Consider the following 19,278-nt stretch of genomic DNA (forward strand, 5'->3'; position numbering starts at 1 on the left):
ATGTTCGTGACTGAATTAACATAACGGGTTTGATATACTATAGAAGAAAGAAATTCGTTTCATTAATTAGTGTGCAAGAAAGGGCGGGGGTTCATGATGTCTTCAGACGGCAATCCTCCAGCGAATGTGGATCAATACTACCCTACAGCCGGACGGGTGATTCTGCATGTCGATATGAATGCTTTCTACTGCTCTGTACATGAAGCCGAGGAACCAGATTTATATAGAGGAAAAGCAACGGCCGTTGCGGGCAGCAGTGAACTGCGAAAGGGTGTAATTGTAACCTGCTCATATGCCGCTCGTAATCGAGGCATCTCAACAGGAATGGTTGTCCACCAAGCCTTGAAAAAGTGCCCTGATCTCATTGTGATTCGTCCTGATTTTCATTTATATCGTCAATATTCAAGAGCTTTCATGCAGATTGCGTATAGTTATACCCCTCAACTTGAGGCAACGTCCATTGATGAATGTTATCTTGATATTACAGGGTCAAGGCAATTCGGGAATCCAATGGAGATTGCGGAGAGCATTCAGCGTAGAATCAAGGATGAATTGGGGCTGCCATGTTCCATTGGCATTGCCCCCAATAAATTATTGGCAAAAATGGCTTCGGATCTGAAAAAACCGAACGGTATCTCCATTCTACGTATGAGGGACGTACCCCGGATTCTTTGGCACAGGCCATGTAACGAGATGTTTGGCATTGGCAAAAAAACGGCTGAAAAGCTGAAAAAACTGGGCATTGAAACGATTGGTCAATTGGCCAAGTCGGATGAGAACATGTTGACCGAACTATTCGGAGTTAATGGAGCATGGCTCAAAAATTCTGCGAATGGCATTAACCATTCCGCAGTTCACGCGGAACGGGAAGCCAATAAATCCATTGGACATACAACCACTTTACCGGCGGATGTATCGGATATGAATGAGATTCATCGTGTGTTCCTCAATATAAGTGACCAGGTAGCCAGAAGATTGCGCAAGCACGAAATGTTCAGCCAGGGCATTCAGATTACGATCCGCACACCGGATATGAAGACAATCACCCGATCACGTTTAATGGAAGTTCCTACGGAGGATGCAACGGTCATTTACCGTGAGGCCTGTAAACTATTTGAGAAGCATTGGGGTAGTGGCAAGCCTGTACGCATGCTGGGTGTGACACTTCAGAACCTGATTCCAAGAGAAGAATCCGCTGTGCAGATGGACTTGTTTGAATATGAGCAGAAGCCCAAGAAGGACAATCTGATTCGGATTATGGATCAGTTACGTGATAAATTTGGTGAGAATGCTGTTGTGACCGCCGGCATGCTTGGAGACGATCCTTCCGTGCTGCTTCGGAATCATAAAGTGCGCGGTACTTCCCTGCAAAAAGATAACTTGCAAAGTCTTGATTAAATAAGGGATAATAGAGACTTGTGGTTGCAAAATGATTTGTAATTATCCTTACTTTGGTTTAATATGTTTCTAGATAAAAACACTGTACGTTTTGAATTTTAGGAGGAGAGAATGTAAATGAGTAAATATACTTGGGTTGAAAAAGACACATGCATCGCATGTGGCGCTTGTGGAGCAACGGCTCCAGACATCTACGATTATGATGATGAAGGTTTGGCTGAAGTTATCTTTGACGGCGATGCTAACCATGGTGTCAAAGCTATTCCAGACGACTTGTTTGACGATATGCAGGATGCATGCGATGGCTGCCCTACAGATTCAATCAAAGTAGCGGATGAGCCTTTCAATAAAGAAGGCTAAGGTTTTCTCACTAAACATACGGCACTTTCTTTTGTCTTAACGACAAGGGAAGGTGCTTTTTTTGCATTCATTTAAATGTGATTATCCGACTATGGATCAAGGACGAACATTGTCGAACCCCCTTTTTTCCACCGGGTACTCAAGTCCTATGGATTCAACGCCTGGTTATGCCGATATATAATGATATACGGAAAAAGGCGAAATAGTGGAGGATCGGATGCAAAATACTCATCTAAGAACATATGTTAAGAAACATCCCGACAATAAAATGGCTTGGTACTTGCTCGGAAAGGAGTATTTGGGCGAAGGACAGGAGGCCAAAGCCAACTATTGCTTTCAGCAAGCGGGCGAGGTTTATGAGGCATTTGAACGCAGTAAAGCTCCTGCGGACATCTGGGTAGACTATCAGGAGAAACTAGTGGAGATGTCTGAGCAAAAAGAGAAAAAACAACGTAGACGCAAAATGTGGCTTACGTTGTTCATGCTGCTTGTGCTGGCAGGTCTGCCACCTGCGGACGCTCCGGGTTTCAGTCGTGAAGCGACCGACGCACTGTCAGCAGCACTGGAATCCACAGATGACATCGCAGCGCCTGTAGAAGCGAATAAACAGGTTGGAACTGCATCCATTGCGCCAAGCAATGTGTTCACTGCTGCGGCATTTGGTGGAGGTAATCATGGTGAGGCTGCGCTCGCAGCTGCCTGGTCTGGGTCTGGTCCAAAAGTAGAGACCTCTGCTGTACTGGGTATGCAAACCTCGGATGACTGGTCTTTATGGAAGCGAAATATGCCTGTGAAATACATAGTACAAACCAATACAAGCGGGAAATTAACTGCACAGAGTTATGATGCCAAGCAATGTAACTGTGAACCTCCTGAAATTACACCGAAAATCAAAAAGATGTCCTTGGCGTGGACCGCCAAGCAGGAAGCAGCTGCATCATTATCAAGTGCAATCGTTGCCTATCGCAAAAAAAATGACGCTTGGCCCAAGAGTGTAACGCAAATGGCTCAGCCATTTCCGAACAATATTCTGGGAGAGACTGCGTCAGGGATGACCGAGATGTTTCCGAAGCTGTTAGCTTTGCATCAAGGAAAGGTACAGGAAGGGAAGAGCGATTCGAGTGGTAAAGAGAATGGTTCAACGACCTCGAATTCGTCTCAAGGCAACAATGCCGCTTTTGCAGATACGCTGGGAGGTCAGCCTTTTTTGCAGGAACCGTTGGAGATTGTTATTGATAAGAATAAACATAAACTTGCATTAATCAGTGGGGATACCATTGTTCGTATGTATGATGTGGGACTTGGCGGTGATCGAACACCTGAGGGTTCATTTATCATTACAGATAAAGTGGTCAATCCGAATGGACGCTCGAACGGTGAGTTTGGAAGCAGAGGTATGCAGCTCTCGAATACGAATTATGCCATCCACGGGACCAACGAGCCAGACAGTATCGGACTGGATGAGTCCCTTGGATGTGTGAGAATGCGTACAGGAGATGTAGAAGAGTTATTCGCTCTTGCTCCGCAAGGTACTCCGGTACGCATTGGAGAAGATGTACTGCCAGATCTGACGCTTGTTCCAGAAGCAAAGCAGCGTTATCAGCATACGCTTGTTCCAAAGCAGAATAATCCGAACAAAACGTATCACTGGCTGAATTGATCTGTTAGATATGTAGAATCAGATGGATTCAGCCTGAATCATCTACATGTTGGCAATAATGATAAGAGCACCAATGATGATGATCAAGCCACCTACACTGGCTGCTGTCCATGCAATGGCTTTGCGATTCACTTCTTCTTTCTTTTGCTGTAATGCAGGTGGTTTACGTTTGGGAGCCATGAGTTATTCCTCCTTATTTGGAATAGAACTGGTGTAGAGTAACCATGCTCTCATTGTAAAGAATTCAACTCGTCATTACCAGTGGGCGGGTGGATTTCTTGTGAGCATTTTGTATTATTCGATTTGTGCTGTCTATGCGCAAACTACTTTCCTTTTTAATAAGAAACAGATAGACTTGTGTGTAGAGTGTTTTTTTACATATGAAAAGACGGACAACGGCTTTTTGGCGTACCGGACCAGAACGGAGTGAGTGATTTGTTATACAGAAGTCTTGCTAAACCTTTGTTGTTCAAAATGGACCCTGAACAGGCCCATCATCTGATTATTGGCGGCCTTAGTGGCGTGGGTAGCATCCGTCCGGTTCCTTCCGGACTGCGTGTGATGTACGGCGTTCGGGAAACGTCTGATCTGGCTGTTGACATGTTTGGGTGTCATTTCCCTACACCTGTTGGTCTGGCTGCGGGTCTGGACAAAAACGGGCAGGCCGTAACGGGCTTTTCTTCCATCGGATTTGGATTCATGGAAGTGGGAACCGTGACACCACTTGCACAACCAGGTAACGATCAACCACGGCTGTTCCGTTTGCCTCCAGATGAGGCGTTGGTGAACCGAATGGGCTTCAACAATCTTGGTGCGGAAGCCATGGCAGGTGAATTGGCACGTCTACAGAATCGGCGTATTCCAGTGGCTGTTAACATCGGCAAAAATAAGGCAACGTCTAATGAGGAAGCTCACTTGGACTATTCGAAGTGCATTCAGGCACTATACGATTATGCTGATCTGTTCGTGGTTAATATCAGTTCACCAAATACACCGGATTTGCGTAATCTGCAACATGGGAATGAATTGAAGGAACTGCTCGCTGCGGTTATGAACGAGATGAACGTGCAGCATGCACGAGCGGGCGGAGCGACCAAATCCGTTCTGGTGAAGATCGCACCGGATGTGAATGATCAGGAACTTGAATATATGGTTCGCACCATTGCAGACAGCGGTGTTGCTGGCATTATTGCTACAAACACAACCATCAGTCGTACAGGACTTTCCCACCAACATGCAAAAGAGACTGGCGGTCTGAGCGGTAAACCTCTACGTGACCGTTCAACGGAGATTATTCGCCAGATCTATCGCCAGACCGAAGGCAAACTTCCGATTATCGGTTCAGGTGGCATTTTCACAAGTGAGGATGCATACGAGAAAATTAAAGCCGGAGCAAGCTTGGTCGAAATATATACAGCATTGATCTATGAAGGACCTGAGGTGAATCGGCGCATTCATGCCGGACTGCGTGAGTTGCTGCGCAAGGACGGTTATCGTCATATCTCCGAAGCGGTTGGTGCGGAACATTGTTAAGAAGGAATGTGAATCCCCAGAATGAAAATATAGAAGCATGGGAAGAGCGTAAAATGGTTCGGGACTCTTCCCCCCACCAAACATCATGTATAATGGAATAGAACAGGGGACGCTATAGAGACAGGAGGCATAAGCATGGACGGTAGAGACTGGGGTACATTTTTACTTCCTTATGAACAAGCGGTAGAGGAATTGAAAGTCAAGTTTAAGACAATGCGAGCGGAACTGAAGAAACGGGAAGAGTATGCCCCGATTGAATTCGTTACCGGTCGTGTCAAAAAAATATCCAGTATTCTGGAGAAATCCAGACGACTGAATGTGTCGCTTGATGACGTGGAAACAGGCATTGAGGATATTGCAGGTATCCGCATTATGTGCCAGTTCGTGGATGATATCCGCCGGGTTGCCGAGTATATTCGAGGCCGTAAGGATCTCACGGTACTCATTGAGAAAGATTACATTACGAATTTCAAAGAGAGCGGCTATCGTAGCTTTCATATGATTATTGAGTATCCCGTTCAGACGGCTCTCGGACAAAAGAAAGTTTTGGCCGAGATACAGATCCGGACACTTGCCATGAATTTCTGGGCTACCATTGAACATTCGCTGAGTTACAAGTTTCGGGAAGGGTTACCTGATGAGATGAGAACCAGGCTGAAAAAAACGGCTGAGGCCGCGTTTATACTGGACAACGAGATGTCTGCAATTCGTCTACAGATTTTGGAGGCGCAGAAGGCGTTTGAGGATGATTCCAATATCGTGTCAAGAACATTGAATATCATTCATCAATTATACTTCTACCACCTTGTCAGTGAAGCAATTGAAGCACAGAAGCGATTTAACGATTACTGGGAACGTCATGATATGGAAGGACTCAAAGACTTGCTGGATGACGTGAAGAAACTTCTGAACAACGCCAGAAAGGGCGAAAACCCGGATGAGCATCTATGAGCCACTGTACGTGGACTACTTAATCTACTTCAATCGGGATCAGGATTATTTCGAGTGCCATGAGGTTCTGGAAGAATTGTGGCTTGAACGGAACCGGGATTCTCTCTATAAAGGGTTGTTACAAATTGCAGTTGGTTTATACCACTTCAGGAATGGCAATCTCCGCGGAGGAACGATGATGTTACAGAGCTCACTTGATCTTCTGGAACCTTATCCTGCTACGATTCTGGGCATTGACCTTGGGGCTTTGGTACGGGATGTACAGGAAATCGTGAAGCAACTGTCCCAATCAGATGTTCAGTCTGTGACTTACAGGGATTTGTCCATACGAATTGTTGATGAGGTCTTAGAACAAGAGATATCTAGAAGATCGCTTGAGCTAAAACCTAATATTCCGCAGCGCCGGAGTCCTACCAGAGGGCGAATATACGAAGAGAAGATGAAGGCGATGGATCAGAGTAACAGTTGAACCGTAATCAGCATTAACATTCAAATGAGCATCCCATGGATATGAAGTTCCATGGTTATGAAACACCCCGACGATTCCTGTAAAGGGAACGATCGGGGTGTTTTTGAATGTTGCGTTATATTCAGATGATTGCAAGTGGCACAGCCTGTCCTTCAACAGAACGTTTCTGGTGATACAAGTGCCTGATTGTAGATACTTGTGAAAACGGAACTATCAGTTAGCTTGCCGAAGGAGCGGCGCTGCCTTTATATTTTTGGAAAAATTGTTTGTAATCATCCAGCGTGTAGCCCTGGTCACTGCCATTCTCTTGCAGTCCGCCAACCATACGGTCTTTCTCGACACCAGCCTCATAATAGACGAGTGTAGGTGTGAACTCGATATTGTAATCGGTCCATCCTGCTTCGAATTCACGCAGATTGAACTGTGGAAGCTCAATACCTTCACTGTCAACGAGTGGCATCAACTGAGGTGTTGTGGCACGGCAGTGCGAGCAGTCGGAAGCAAAGAAATAAACAAAAAAGCTGTCTTTGTTATCGATTTTGGTTTTGAGATCAGTGGGTACAATAATTTGTTGATAGTTGGGATCACTAAGTAGCTCCCGTGTAGCTGGATTAAGCTTGGAAGCAGCAATGCCATAAGCATTTTCCACTGAATCCATCTGTTTCTTGGATTGCTGGTCTACGACAACCAGTGCTGCAATCATAATGATTAAAATACCCAGGAAAATAAGGATCGCAGCACTTTTCTTTTTCTTCTTGGATTTCATTGGACATCCCCCATCGATCATATCGAAATATAGTTTGGGCAAAAATAAAGGTTGGGATAATATGCATAAACACCCGAATTTTTGCTCAGGAATCAATCTACTTGCCATTATACTACATTACACGCTGTAGTGGAATAGATACGATATGATAGGAAAGCAAAGCCTGGATATGATAAAATGAAACGATATTGCAATCTTACGAAGACAGGATGAGTGGGAATATGGGTGTAAAGTTACCTTTGATATTTGCTGAGCGAATGAAAAGTTTGCTGGGTGATGAGTTTGAACAATTTATGAAATCTTATGAACAGTCTCCTCATGCGGGACTGAGAGTGAATACGCTAAAAATATCGATGGAACAATTCGATGAGATTGCTCCGTTTGATCTAAGACCTATTCCGTGGTGTGAGACAGGATTCTATGTACCTCATGGTGTTAAACCGGGGCTGCACCCTTATTATCATGCAGGCCTGTATTATATACAGGAACCAAGTGCAATGGCTCCAGTTGAATTATTGCAGGTTGAGCCTGGAGATCGTGTGCTTGATCTGTGTGCTGCTCCGGGAGGGAAAACAACACAGATTGCTGCAAAGCTGCAAGGCAAGGGTGTACTTGTGACGAACGATATCCATGCTGAACGCACGAAAGCGCTAGCCAAGAACGTGGAATTGTACGGGGTGCGTAACGCGGTTGTTTTGAATGAGTCACCAGAGCGGATCGCGAATGCATTTCCTCATTATTTTGACAAGGTATTAATTGATGCGCCTTGCTCAGGTGAAGGCATGTTCCGCAAGGATGAAGACATGGTGAAATCGTGGGAACATCATTCGGTGGAAAAATGTGTGCTCATGCAGCGGGATATCTTGGAGACTGCGGCACGATTGCTGGCCCCGGGAGGAACCATCGTATATTCGACATGTACCTTTGCGCCGGAGGAAAATGAAGCGATGATTGCGGAGTTCCTGAATGTAAACCGTGATTTCGTGGTAATGGACATTCCTGAAGAGACAGGGTTCGCAACAGGACGTCCGGAATGGGTACGTCAGATGATGCCGGAGAAGGCAGAAGAGACAAAAGATGTGTTGGATCTAACGCGTGGTACGGCAAGATTGTGGCCTCACCTTTTGGAAGGAGAGGGACATTATGTCGCTGTATTGCAGCATCGTGCAGGGCAAGGATTACAAACAGATCAACCTGGAGTAGTTAAAGAAGGAGCAATGGAGTATGGACAGGTCGTGGATGTGTCCAGGATTGAAGTAGAGGGGAACAAGGATCACTCTATTGCTGCTTCTTCAATTGCTATGACCAAGGCTGATCGAAAAAAGGAACGTTTATTGCGAATCGAATCCCGAGAGTCCCATGACAGACAGGCTGGCGGGGGCAAGAATTCGGGTAAACAGGGCAAAAAAGGTAAAGATCACGGTGGACGTAAATCGGAACGGGGTCAGGGACGCGGAGCTGATCCGGCAAGTATTGATCCGATTGCGATCTATCATACCTTTATGAAAGAACAATTGGAGATGGAGTTAACTGGAGAGACGGTATGTTATGGAGATCGGGTGTATCAATCATCGGTTGGTGCAGCTCGGTTGGAGGGACTGAAAGTCATTCGTCCAGGCTGGTTTATGGGAACGATCAAGAATGGACGATTTGTTCCGTCCCATCCGCTTGCCTGTGCTCTGAATGCATTTGAAGCACGGCGAAGCGTAAATCTGTCATCCGCTGATGGCGAAGCCGTGAGATACCTCAAGGGTGAAACGTTAAATATTGAAGAAGAACGAGTGGTGCTCAAGGCGGATACGGTTGCCAAAGGGTACGTTCTTGTATGTGTAGATGGTTATGCCGCTGGCTGGGGAAAATGGCTGGATGGTGTACTGAAGAATGAATATCCGGCAGGGTGGAGGTGGACATCGGTATGAGTGGAAAAGGGAAACAAACGCTGCGTCTGGACAAAATATTAAGCCATATGGGTGTGGGAACACGAAGTGAACTCAAAAGGATGGTGAAACAAGGCAGAATCCATGTGGACGGCAAAGCGGTGAAAGACAGCGGTGTACAGGTGAATCCCGAGGTCAACGTCATTGAAGCCGATGGCGAGCGGATTATGTATCGGGAGATGATCTATCTGATGCTGCATAAACCTCCGGGTGTTGTGTCTGCTACCGAGGACAACAGAGATAAGACGGTACTGGATTTGCTGCGAAAAGAGGATCGGGTGTTCAATCCTTTTCCTGTGGGACGACTGGATAAGGATACGGAGGGACTGCTCATTCTTACGAATGACGGTCCACTTACCCATGATCTGTTATCTCCACGCAAGCATGTGCCCAAAACCTATGAAGCCCGTGTTCTGGGAAACGTGGATGAAGCGGATGTGCAACGTTTCAATGCGGGCATTCAATTGGATGACGGATACGAGACATTGCCTGCTGAGCTGACTATACTTGGCCGGGAAGAGACCGAAGAAGGCACGATCTCGTCGATCTCGCTTATTATTCACGAAGGGAAATTTCATCAGGTGAAACGTATGTTTCAGGCGGTAGGCAAGCGAGTGATCTATCTGAAACGCGTTGCGATGGGTGAGCTGGAACTAGCTTCCGATCTTGCGATCGGAAGCTATCGTGAACTAACCGCAGATGAGTTGAACCTTCTGCGGAAGTAAGAGCTCCCGTCCTTCGCGAAGCGGAGCAGGGAGTTGTGGAGGGAAGCGAAGCCCCGGTACGAACGCCGAAGGCGAGGAAGCTCCCGTCCTGCGCGAAGCGGAGCAGGGAGTCGGGCAGAGAGCGAAGCCCTGCCCGTAATGGTCCCGGTTAAGCTTGGGCGGGACCGCCGCTGACCAGCGGTGTGCCCGGCAACAAGCGTTCCTACGACAACCGTGACATAGCAAGACCCGACCTACCACCGGTGAGCAAGACGGGAGTCCAGAGGGCAGAGCCCTCTGGGGCCCTCCCTCGGAAGGGAGGGTTTGGGTGGGTGCGATTACTACAGAGATGAGGATGAAGCCAGATGACTTATAAATTAATTGCACTTGATGTAGATGGAACATTGCTGAATGATCATCATGAACTTACCGAATGGACTCAGGAGACCTTGATCCAAGCTTCCCGTCAGGGAGCAGAGATTGTCCTGTGTTCAGGTAGAGGTCCTGCCAACACGATTCCTTTTATGGAGCAGATGGGACTGGATGGATATGTGATTACACATAATGGTGCTGTAACTGCACAGGTAGATACTCGTGAGGTGGTTCATCACTTTGCATTAGATGGACAGGGACTGGAGCCGATCATATCCTACTGTCGAACCAATGGAGTACATTTTGACATCAATACGGCATTTGGTCTGTATGTGGATCAACCAGAAGGTCTCGGGTTGCAGGTGCGTGAGATGTATTACAACTTTATGGCAGAGCCAATGAAGTTACCCAAGTGGGTTGACATGACAGAACCGCTGGCGAAGTTCACTGCATTTGGACCGATTGAACAGATGGATGCCGTGCTTCAGGAGTGGTCTACGTGGAATCTGCCTTATTATATGACACGGAGTGGTGACTTTTTTATAGATCTGATGCATCCCGAAGCGTCCAAAGGCGCTGCGCTTAAAAGGCTTGCCGAATCAAAGGGAATCATGCTTTCGGAGATTATGGCGATTGGTAACTACTTCAATGATATTACGATGCTGACCTTTGCGGGCAAAGGCATTGCCATGGATAACTCACCGGACGAGGTGAAAGCTGCTGCGGACGAGGTTACACTCTCCAATAATGAGCAGGGTGTGGCACACGCAATTCAAAAATATGTGTTATCCGTCTAACCTTACATCTTATATCTGAAATGCGCGCTTTCCTCATAATCTACCGTCCTTAGGGACATCCTAAGAGAATAACGTTAGGAATGGAGGAGGACACGTGATGAAATATGATGTGGAATTGGTTGCAGACCTGCGGACATCAGGTGGAGAAGTACAGGACGTGATGGTCAATGGTCAATATGCAGGCTCACTTTTCCTTGTGTTCAGAGAAGGAGATCGTTTATCTGGTAGTCTTCAGATCGAGCAGGAGTCTCTGCCTGATGATACAGAGCAACGTATCGTGGAAAAAGTGCATGCCTATGTCCAATCTCTTGCAGATGCGTTGGAAGCTGCGTATTATGAAGTGCTGGTTAGTTGTGGCTCATTACATTCGGTGTTGCATAAGCCTGAGTCAGAGACAATGTGGCCGTCTGAAGAGATGAATCATGACGAAGGCAGCTATGACGATATAGACAGCAGTGGAAGTAAGGTAATACCTGTGTCACAAACCGAATCGTTTACATATGAAGATCGGGATCAGGTTCTGGAGATGGAAATGGTAAGCGCAGGACGCAGCATATCGACGTATATATTCAATGATGTCGAAGGGCAGGAACTTGCAGAAGCTTCCTTAAAACAATATGGCGCTGATGTACAAGGTGAAATACACTGGTATGACGAGCCGGAAGAGAATCAATTGGAAGCTGCGGCAGAGTTGCTGGTCAGAGAGCTGGATGAAGATATCATTGATACGATTACAATCCGCATGTGGCATCAGGGCAACGAACTCGAAACGCTAGAGTGGGTACATCGCGATTTCTCCGAGGAATTTGAGGATACCGATGAATCGGATCTGGATGAGTTGGAAGCTGCTGAAGAAACATGTTATGTCATGCTAAAGCGTAAGGAACGGGAGTTCCGGGTATATGAGCTGTTTCTTCAGGAGCGAGGTGGATTGCCTGTGGGAACAGCAACTATAGACACTTCTCATTCGGATCTTACGGGATACATTGATTACGAGGTTCCTGGTACCAGCATGCAACGAAAGAATCTGGTCGAAGTGTTGATGCAGGAGTTGGACAAGGAAATGGAGTTTGACACCTTGCACCTGACGATGTTGTATCGAAATCAGATTATTGATGAAGCCAGAATAGATGGGTAAAGGGCAACCGCCTTTTACCTTTTTTTTGTTCTCATTTTGACGAAAAATCCATTTCCCGGTATAGTACCATTAGTTTAAAAGAGATCAGGAAGCGGAGGAGAACAATGATGCACTCATTCAGGATCAATAGCGAATATATTAACGATGGTTTTCAAGCGGTTCAGGCGAATCCTGAAGATACGGAGGATGTGATGTCGCTTCTGGTGGAGACAGCCGAATGGTTACAGAGTCAAGGTTCTTCCCAATGGAACGCTTTGCTTAAAGGTGAAGATTCACATGATACGGCAGGGGCGATTCGCCGAGGGGATGTGTTTGTATTTAAAAAAGGGGCGGACGTAGCGGGGATGGTCATCCTTTTGGTTCAGCCAAGTCCTTGGGATATTCATCTTTGGGGTTCAAAAGCTTATGCCGAAGATGGCGCAATTTATCTGCATCGGCTAGCGATTCGAAGAAAATATGCTCAGAGCGGTCTGGGACGGTCCATTTTGCAATGGTCCAGCAGCGGGATACATTTTGAAGGCAAACATACTGTTCGGTTAGATTGCGGAGCGGGCAATGCTACGTTGAACGCCTTTTACGCACGGAACGGGTATACTTTTTTGGGAGAGACCGATGGTTACAGTACATATGAGAAGCCCGTGCAGCCACTGAGCTGAGAATTCGGACTGTCCAATGGAAAGATTGACGACAATCGCGAGGAGTTGACTGCTGGTTTAAAGATTTTGCTTCTGAGTGGCACGTTTCATGAATATGTTGTATATACGAGTTGGTGAAAAAAAGCTTAGTCAGTTTTGCTTTGAATGAGCGGTTTAAATAGCCAAAAGTTTGCAGTATCTTTCGTAATATAGATGTTCCGGCTTCGCTATGTCATAATGGATACTATAGCCGTATCCAGATATAAATGGATCATGAATGAAGATGCATTGAAAGAACGTAAGTTAAAAAGGGGGAAACTAACGGTGAAATTGCTGCAGGCGCTTTTCTTTCCTCCGGAGCAGCCCGGAGGTGTATCCTCTATGATTCCGTATATGCAAGAGAGATTTACAGCCCCGAGGTGGGAAATGGATCTGTTCTCGTTGCCAAAGCGAATTCGCAACAAGGGCAGAGAGGAAGTTCATTTCGAAACGTTTGACTGGACGGAATATCAGGATAGTCCTGTTGTCCAAAAATATATTCAAACCTATCGTGATTATCTTTGGTGGACCAAACTGCGTATTCAGAAGCCTTATGATCTGATCCATGCCCACCACCCAATTGCAGGACTTGCGATGAGAACGGTTTTCCCGGATACACCCCTCATTCAGACGATTCACTCCAGTTATGAACGAGAATTAATACTTAATGGACGCATTGAAACGGATGGACCGGAGCATCGATTCCTGCTTGCGATATATGGTGAGCTGGAACACCAGGCAGAGCGTCTCTTAACGGTGTCGGATTCGTTCCGTCGTTATCTGGCCCCCTACGTGAAGGAACCTGATGTCATCGGTGTGATTCCCAATGGATTTGATGAGAAGCGGTTTAAGCCGATTCCTCATGATAATGCGATACCACAACTGGTCACGGTATGTCGGCTTGTTCCGGCGAAAGGGTTGGATATTCTTTTCAAAGCCTGTGCGGAACTGAAGGGCCGAGGTCATGATTATGTGTTACATATTATTGGAGATGGACCGATTCGTCCTGATCTGGAAGAATTGGCACAGCGATTGGGGATCTATAATGAGACCATCTTTTATGGTTACACACTGCACCCTGAGGAATTCATGCCATTCTTTGATATTTTTGTACTTCCTTCACGGGCAGAAGCATTTGGTTCCGTCTTCGCTGAAGCGGCGCTGAGTTGTCTTGCCCTTGTGGGTACGGATGTAGGTGGTATACCGGAACAGATCGAGAACGGTAGCAATGGGTTGCTTGTACCGGCAGAAGATCCTTCTGCATTGGCTGAAGCGCTTGAAAAGGTGATGCTGGACCCGGCTTATCGTTATGAACTTGCCCGTTCAGCGTGTGAAAAAGCCAAAACACATTACTCGCTCGGCAGATCGGTCAATGAGTTGAAGAAGATGTATTTACAGTTTCCCAGCAAGGCCTAAAAGAGAGAGCAAAAAGTGCGAGCCGCTGTGCTAAACAGCGGCTTTTTTTTCATGCAAAAGGAAGGCGCATGAGTGATGAATTATGGTATGAAGCAAACGGATGCTCATATTCATGAAGTACATCACCATTTATATATTTTTGCGTCCACGGAAGGCACCCCAGCGGTTTAATACCAATTTGGCTGCCCAGAACAGTGCCAAACTTCCGAAGATAGGATAAAGGATGGATAGTAGAGAACTGAATCCAAACTGACTGAGTGAGTAACACAGCAGCATAATGGTTAATGTAATGAAACGGGGATGAATGCGTATATGTTGTCTGAGTTGCAAGGTCATGCCGTAGATATCGGCAACAAATGTACTGAATATTTCCATGAAAATAAGGGATACATATACAGATTGTACTGCCCATCCAAGTTGAAAGGCAATGCTGCCCATCGGAATTTCGAATTGGATGATGCCGGGCATCTGTGCTGACATGGCAAAATGAGCTGCCATCAGCATGAAACCTACGCCAATTCCACCCAATACTCCGCCCCACTTCAGCACATTCCGACTGCGAATCTGGTTGCCAACGGGCACAAGAACAGCTTGAGCTAACGCCAGATTGAACGAACTATACAACAATGGAGACAGCCATACTTGAATAGGGTTTGAGTCTGTCGTCAATGTGATGAATCGGGAAGCTCCTGGATGATGGATGGTACTAGTGATCATGAGCAGAGATAACAGCAGCATCATGGGCACGACGATGCTATTCATTTGAAGGATAGCCTGGATGCCCCGACCGAGAAGCAGATATGTCCCTACAAGTGTGACGATCAGACCGGTCTGATAATGCAAACCCAGATGTTCGACAAAGACGGAACCTGCTCCGGCAAGCATGACGCTGTTCACGCCAATGAGAATGAGAAGGGTCACCCAGGTGATCCATTTGCCCGCCTTGGGCCCGAATAAATGTTTGTTCAGGTCCTCATAAGAGCGGGACCCGGTATCGTGAGCGATCAGCATCATTTTGGTACCTAACCAGACAAAGAGCATGGTGGATAAGCCTATGGTGACGGTGGCCCATTTGCCATACTGGGTAAAAAACTGCAAAATTTCCTGCCCTGTAGCGAAGCCGGCTCCGACAACCGTTCCGATGTATGTAAATGCGATCTGCAGCACCCGAAATGCCTGTTTCATGTGTTTCCCCTCTCAGGCCCCTGTATAGTTTGGACATGCGGGTACCATGGTACAAGGTATGCTTGACCCACGAAAGTCATGACAATCGATAATGTGCTTTGGCTTGAATTGTGTCTCAATGACAGCCCCCAGGCAATTTCGCTTGAACTTATAGATAGATATATGATACTTTTACCTCATAGGATAGGCTTGGGAGGTCAAATCATGGAATTATTGAAACAACGAATTTTACAAGAGGGTGTTGTTATCTCGGATCAAGTATTAAAGCTGGATGGTCTGTTGAACCACCAGATTGATCCTGCATTAACGATGGAGATGGGACGTGAGTTTGCTGCCCGTTTTCGTGAAAGTGGAGTAACTCGGGTAATCACGGTAGAATCCTCAGGGATTCCGGTTGCGTTTGCCGCAGCCTATGAACTTGGGGTGCCCCTTGTATTCGCCCGTCGTAAAAAAACACTTCTGGCTGATCCTGATGCTTACTGTGAACGTGTACCGTCCTTTACCAAAGGAATTGTAACTGACATTATGGTATCCCGCGAGTTCATTCATGAGAATGACCGCATTTTGTTCATTGATGATATTATTGCCAATGGAGATGCGGCTCGTGGCGTCATCAAAATTATTGAGCGTTCTGGCGCGGAACTCGTCGGATTCGGCGTTGTGGTCGAGAAAAGTTTCCAGGCAGGGGCACGCACGATTCGTGAACAGGGTATTCCGGTGGAAGCCTTGGTACGCATTCGTTCCCTGAACGATGGAACAGTACAATTTGACGATAACGAAATGTGACATTTTAAAGGAATAGGGCCTATTTTTTGAACTATGCCTTTGCATGACCGCCGATTTCATTTATAATGGGGTTATGTTAGGGAGAGGAGGCAACACCATGGGGAACCAACCGGCAACAGAACAATTTTTTAATGATAAGCTGGCGGAATCGAAAGTTCATTTTGAACGTGCCCTAGATTGTAAACATACGGAATTCGATGACCTTTATCCCTATATGATTGAACATCCTCAATTTTTCTGGTACAAACGCTATGTTGCCTGGTCAGAATTACTGACGATTGTAGGCTTGTGCGAAGAGTTGTCCTTCTCTTGGAAAGAACAATTTACACCGCATCAAGTGGAGTACCTTGAAGAACGTGTGATGTCCGCCAAAGTGCTTGATTTTTGGTTCGAGAAGAACGACAGCAAAGAGCACGCACAGCGGTAACTTTCAGTCGGGACATAATTTCGAATGACATGACAGTCTAATACAGTCACGTGAGACCTAAATGACATTTCATTTAGGTCTCTTTTTGTAAATAAATTTGGAAAATAGGAGCCATGCGAATGATTAGTGATACAGAATTGGACGCCCTGCGTCTGTCAGGTGAGAAAGTTAGAGTAGTACGGGACGAGCTGGAATCGAACGATGTAACCGGGATTGTTGTTGCCTGGGATGGCGAGCAGGTACTTATCCGACGTCAGAATCGACGTGTAGTTAAGCTGGATCGCAGTTACAAATATCAGCTGTTCAGCGAGCCGCGCCAGAGTCCACTTAGTGAGTAATAGCTTATGATTATGGCAGAGCCATGAGCGTTTAAATGTTTGGAATTACCATGATATCTTGGCATAATTGGCTCACTCGGGAGAGAAGATAGGTACAGTGAGGAAGATCTGTAACTATAAGCCGAGAGGGTGTGCTACAAGCCATGACATTGATGAATGATAAAGTTCATGCCTACAAGGATCAGATTGGAGCATTAAGCGATGTACTGCCAGGTGTGGTGAAGTCGTATCATGAGTTTACCGGAGAATGTTTCCAACCTGGCGTGATTGATGCCAAGACAAAACAGCTAATTGCGCTTGGGATTGGATTATTCGCCAACAATGAGGTATGTACCTTCTACCATGTAGAAGAAGCCCGTGCCAAGGGAGCAACAGATCAGGAGATTATGGAGACCGTTGCGGTGGCCGGAGCTGTTGGAGGAGGACATGCCCTCTCTCAGGGTGCGATGCGAGTGCAGAAGGCGCTGAATTAATGAAAAAACATGGTCATACTCTGTTTAGTACAGGAGTAATGACCATGTTTTTTTAAAGTTCATCTTTACTTGTTTTACTGTTCAGTTTTTTATTGTATTTGTCCACGTCCGCAAATTTTTCCATTATGGAATAGCGTGCCTTATATTTAATCGATGATGATTTAGTCCAATATTCAATCGTTGATCGGTCACTGGTCCAATTATATATAAAACTGTTATTGTAGCTTTCAAGCTCTGGTTTACCATACTTATTCGTAAGTTCTTCCAAAATTTCATCAGAATCCTTATTAGTCAAAGTGCCGAAATCGTAACTTGCTTCAATCATTAAAAAGTCATCTAATGGATATGCATCTGCTGCATTTTCCATTTCTTCAAGGCGCTGGTCCATTATTTTGTATATCTCTTCTTTCCTTGTTTCTGTGGTGTTGGGGTTATTTAATTCCTCTGATAATTCACTTCCTTCTTCCATCATTTCCAGAATGCCATCATTGTCTAATAAATCAGTGAAAACGTATTTAGCATCTGCTTTCTTACCCAAGACTACAAGATTGGAATACTCGATACTTTTCTCATGGTCATTATGTACGTCCTCTTCATAGCCCAAGTTACCGTTCTTTTCTTCGGCTGAAATGACTTTGTCGATCTTGGTACCCCATGAAACATCTCTAAAATCTTTTTCGTTCTCGCTACTGCATCCTAAACTACCTATCACTAAGATAGCAAAACTTAAAACAAACATTAACTTTTTCAATTGTTCTCCTCATCTCCTTTTATTTCCTAAAACATTTTACATTGTTTAAGAAAGCAGTTAAAGACAAAAAATGGTTAAAAAAAAAGGCATCCGGTTAATAACCGATGCCTTTTTGTATGTGAATTACATTTTACCTAACATTTTATCATACATAAACTGTCCAGTTACCCGACGTGCTGTTACGTAACGATCATTGAAGTATGGATTCGATAACTTCGTGATGCTTACACCTTTACTGCTGGAGGCATGAGCGAATTGTCCGCCGCCGATATATACACCTGTATGTGAAATGCCTTTGCCTGTTGTATTAAAGAACACCAGATCACCTGTCCGAACATTGCTCTTGGATACTGGCGTACCTGCTTTGGCTTGCTGCTGAGAAGTACGTGGCAATTCAATGCTGTATTTGTTGAAAAGATATCTCATAAAACCAGAACAGTCGAAGCCGGCTACAGTCGTGCCACCCCATTTGTAAGGTATACCTGTCATGTTGTTCACTACGGAGTTGATACTGCTTGCCTCTGTGCTTGTTGCCCCGGATGTAAATAATACAGCTGCTCCAAAAATGGAGATAATCAGTTTTTTCAAAATCAATGTTCTCCCTTCGATGCCTACGGAGTTAGCTAAGGGTTCGGTAGAAGGTTCCCTATATTTCCTATGTATAAGAATAATTCACCCAAATTGGTTCCCCCGTTTTCAAACATGAAACTCGGCAATGAATAATTAAGTTTTTGTAACTATTTGAAACTATATTGCATAAATGCGTAATTGTCAAACCCATTTAAAACCCTTCGTAATACCTCAATGTTAGCGGAATTAAGGTTTTTATATGAAAGAAGGGATCAAGTTTGGGAATCATTCATGACAAAAACGTCATTAATGATTCGTTTAAGACGAATTTGGATAAATAAATAGGTTTGTCATGAGTTAAAAGAACTATCCCGTTATGTAGAATTAGAGAGATTATATTCATTAAGTTGCATATATTGACAAAAATCGATTTTTTGCATATTATCTGATTATCCAATCCACATATTGGATTAAAATTGATTTTATTATGCTATAAATACAAATAAAGGAGGTTTGAGGGCGTATATCATAGGTAAAGTAGAAGTGGAAGATTTATAAAAATGAACATAGGAG

The 19,278-nt window shown here is 45.3% G+C and carries 21 protein-coding genes and 1 riboswitch; of the genes, 16 read left to right on the forward strand and 5 right to left on the reverse strand.

The features are described 5' to 3' along the window. Positions 1-96 precede the first annotated feature (96 nt). The 3 genes from ACETMN_RS10830 to ACETMN_RS10840 all read left to right on the forward strand — a co-directional run bounded on the left by ACETMN_RS10830 (position 97) and on the right by ACETMN_RS10840 (position 3,418). Positions 97-1,398, forward strand: a complete 1,302-nt coding sequence (locus ACETMN_RS10830; RefSeq protein WP_091017506.1) for a DNA polymerase IV — start codon at positions 97-99, stop codon at positions 1,396-1,398. Between the two features lie 117 nt (positions 1,399-1,515). Next, the gene (locus tag ACETMN_RS10835) at positions 1,516-1,758 is read left to right on the forward strand and encodes a ferredoxin (protein WP_017689369.1); all 243 of its coding nucleotides are present in this window, start codon (positions 1,516-1,518) and stop codon (positions 1,756-1,758) included. 217 nt (positions 1,759-1,975) lie between these two features. Then, positions 1,976-3,418: a L,D-transpeptidase gene (locus ACETMN_RS10840; RefSeq protein WP_091017504.1), complete on the forward strand. Its 1,443-nt coding sequence runs from the start codon at positions 1,976-1,978 to the stop codon at positions 3,416-3,418. 42 nt (positions 3,419-3,460) lie between these two features. Here ACETMN_RS10840 and ACETMN_RS10845 read toward each other — a convergent pair whose 3' ends face one another. Further along, positions 3,461-3,598 (reverse strand): hypothetical protein, encoded by a 138-nt coding sequence (locus tag ACETMN_RS10845; RefSeq protein ID WP_017689367.1) that lies wholly within the window; start codon positions 3,596-3,598, stop codon positions 3,461-3,463. A gap of 255 nt (positions 3,599-3,853) precedes the next feature. Here ACETMN_RS10845 and ACETMN_RS10850 point away from each other — a divergent pair, with 255 nt between their 5' ends. From ACETMN_RS10850 to ACETMN_RS10860, 3 genes are all read left to right on the forward strand, one after another. Further along, positions 3,854-4,951: a quinone-dependent dihydroorotate dehydrogenase gene (locus ACETMN_RS10850; RefSeq protein ID WP_091017502.1), complete on the forward strand. Its 1,098-nt coding sequence runs from the start codon at positions 3,854-3,856 to the stop codon at positions 4,949-4,951. A gap of 135 nt (positions 4,952-5,086) precedes the next feature. Continuing rightward, the gene (locus ACETMN_RS10855; RefSeq protein ID WP_036609636.1) at positions 5,087-5,902 is read left to right on the forward strand and encodes a GTP pyrophosphokinase family protein; all 816 of its coding nucleotides are present in this window, start codon (positions 5,087-5,089) and stop codon (positions 5,900-5,902) included. After that, on the forward strand, positions 5,889-6,371 hold the full coding sequence (locus ACETMN_RS10860) for a DUF309 domain-containing protein (RefSeq protein WP_091017500.1): 483 nt from the start codon (positions 5,889-5,891) through the stop codon (positions 6,369-6,371). The genes ACETMN_RS10855 and ACETMN_RS10860 overlap by 14 nt, the downstream gene beginning before the upstream one ends. 217 nt (positions 6,372-6,588) lie before the next feature. Here ACETMN_RS10860 and ACETMN_RS10865 read toward each other — a convergent pair whose 3' ends face one another. Continuing rightward, positions 6,589-7,137, reverse strand: a complete 549-nt coding sequence (locus tag ACETMN_RS10865) for a thioredoxin family protein (RefSeq protein WP_091017499.1) — start codon at positions 7,135-7,137, stop codon at positions 6,589-6,591. Between the two features lie 221 nt (positions 7,138-7,358). On the opposite strand from ACETMN_RS10865, the gene ACETMN_RS10870 reads away from it, so the two are divergent. The 6 genes from ACETMN_RS10870 (at position 7,359) to ACETMN_RS10895 (ending at position 14,175) form a co-directional block, all read left to right on the forward strand. Further along, entirely contained in the window at positions 7,359-9,056 is a 1,698-nt protein-coding gene (locus ACETMN_RS10870) for an RsmB/NOP family class I SAM-dependent RNA methyltransferase (protein WP_091017497.1), read from the forward strand. Then, positions 9,053-9,799: a pseudouridine synthase gene (locus ACETMN_RS10875; protein ID WP_411736136.1), complete on the forward strand. Its 747-nt coding sequence runs from the start codon at positions 9,053-9,055 to the stop codon at positions 9,797-9,799. Before ACETMN_RS10870 ends, ACETMN_RS10875 begins: the two co-directional genes overlap by 4 nt. 344 nt (positions 9,800-10,143) lie before the next feature. Then, on the forward strand, positions 10,144-10,947 hold the full coding sequence (locus tag ACETMN_RS10880) for a Cof-type HAD-IIB family hydrolase (RefSeq protein WP_091017493.1): 804 nt from the start codon (positions 10,144-10,146) through the stop codon (positions 10,945-10,947). Between the two features lie 97 nt (positions 10,948-11,044). Further along, positions 11,045-12,085, forward strand: coding sequence for a hypothetical protein (locus ACETMN_RS10885; protein ID WP_091017492.1), 1,041 nt, complete (start codon positions 11,045-11,047; stop codon positions 12,083-12,085). A 107-nt stretch (positions 12,086-12,192) separates the two neighbouring features. Next, positions 12,193-12,741: a GNAT family N-acetyltransferase gene (locus ACETMN_RS10890; RefSeq protein ID WP_091017491.1), complete on the forward strand. Its 549-nt coding sequence runs from the start codon at positions 12,193-12,195 to the stop codon at positions 12,739-12,741. A 303-nt stretch (positions 12,742-13,044) separates the two neighbouring features. Further along, a complete protein-coding gene (locus ACETMN_RS10895) occupies positions 13,045-14,175 on the forward strand; it encodes a glycosyltransferase family 4 protein (RefSeq protein WP_091017490.1) in 1,131 nt (376 codons plus the stop codon). A 129-nt stretch (positions 14,176-14,304) separates the two neighbouring features. On the opposite strand, the gene ACETMN_RS10900 is transcribed toward ACETMN_RS10895, so the two are convergent. Further along, on the reverse strand, positions 14,305-15,360 hold the full coding sequence (locus tag ACETMN_RS10900; RefSeq protein WP_091017489.1) for a hypothetical protein: 1,056 nt from the start codon (positions 15,358-15,360) through the stop codon (positions 14,305-14,307). Between the two features lie 204 nt (positions 15,361-15,564). Here ACETMN_RS10900 and ACETMN_RS10905 point away from each other — a divergent pair, with 204 nt between their 5' ends. The 4 genes from ACETMN_RS10905 to ACETMN_RS10920 all read left to right on the forward strand — a co-directional run bounded on the left by ACETMN_RS10905 (position 15,565) and on the right by ACETMN_RS10920 (position 17,384). Beyond that, positions 15,565-16,146: a xanthine phosphoribosyltransferase gene (locus ACETMN_RS10905; RefSeq protein ID WP_036609617.1), complete on the forward strand. Its 582-nt coding sequence runs from the start codon at positions 15,565-15,567 to the stop codon at positions 16,144-16,146. A 97-nt stretch (positions 16,147-16,243) separates the two neighbouring features. Continuing rightward, positions 16,244-16,573, forward strand: coding sequence for a hypothetical protein (locus ACETMN_RS10910; protein ID WP_036609615.1), 330 nt, complete (start codon positions 16,244-16,246; stop codon positions 16,571-16,573). Between the two features lie 119 nt (positions 16,574-16,692). After that, positions 16,693-16,911 (forward strand): hypothetical protein, encoded by a 219-nt coding sequence (locus ACETMN_RS10915; RefSeq protein ID WP_091017488.1) that lies wholly within the window; start codon positions 16,693-16,695, stop codon positions 16,909-16,911. 143 nt (positions 16,912-17,054) lie between these two features. Continuing rightward, positions 17,055-17,384, forward strand: coding sequence for a carboxymuconolactone decarboxylase family protein (locus ACETMN_RS10920; RefSeq protein WP_091017487.1), 330 nt, complete (start codon positions 17,055-17,057; stop codon positions 17,382-17,384). 52 nt (positions 17,385-17,436) lie between these two features. Here the strand turns inward: ACETMN_RS10920 and ACETMN_RS10925 are convergent, their stop codons facing one another. Together ACETMN_RS10925 and ACETMN_RS10930 are read right to left on the reverse strand one after the other, a co-directional pair. Then, positions 17,437-18,135, reverse strand: a complete 699-nt coding sequence (locus tag ACETMN_RS10925) for a hypothetical protein (protein ID WP_091017486.1) — start codon at positions 18,133-18,135, stop codon at positions 17,437-17,439. Between the two features lie 123 nt (positions 18,136-18,258). Next, on the reverse strand, positions 18,259-18,723 hold the full coding sequence (locus tag ACETMN_RS10930) for a C40 family peptidase (RefSeq protein ID WP_036609611.1): 465 nt from the start codon (positions 18,721-18,723) through the stop codon (positions 18,259-18,261). Between the two features lie 5 nt (positions 18,724-18,728). Continuing rightward, positions 18,729-18,860: riboswitch (cyclic di-AMP (ydaO/yuaA leader) on the reverse strand. Positions 18,861-19,278: the final 418 nt, after the last annotated feature.

The organism is Paenibacillus sp. M2 (genome assembly GCF_046713495.1).
Taxonomy (GTDB): domain Bacteria; phylum Bacillota; class Bacilli; order Paenibacillales; family Paenibacillaceae; genus Paenibacillus; species Paenibacillus amylolyticus_B.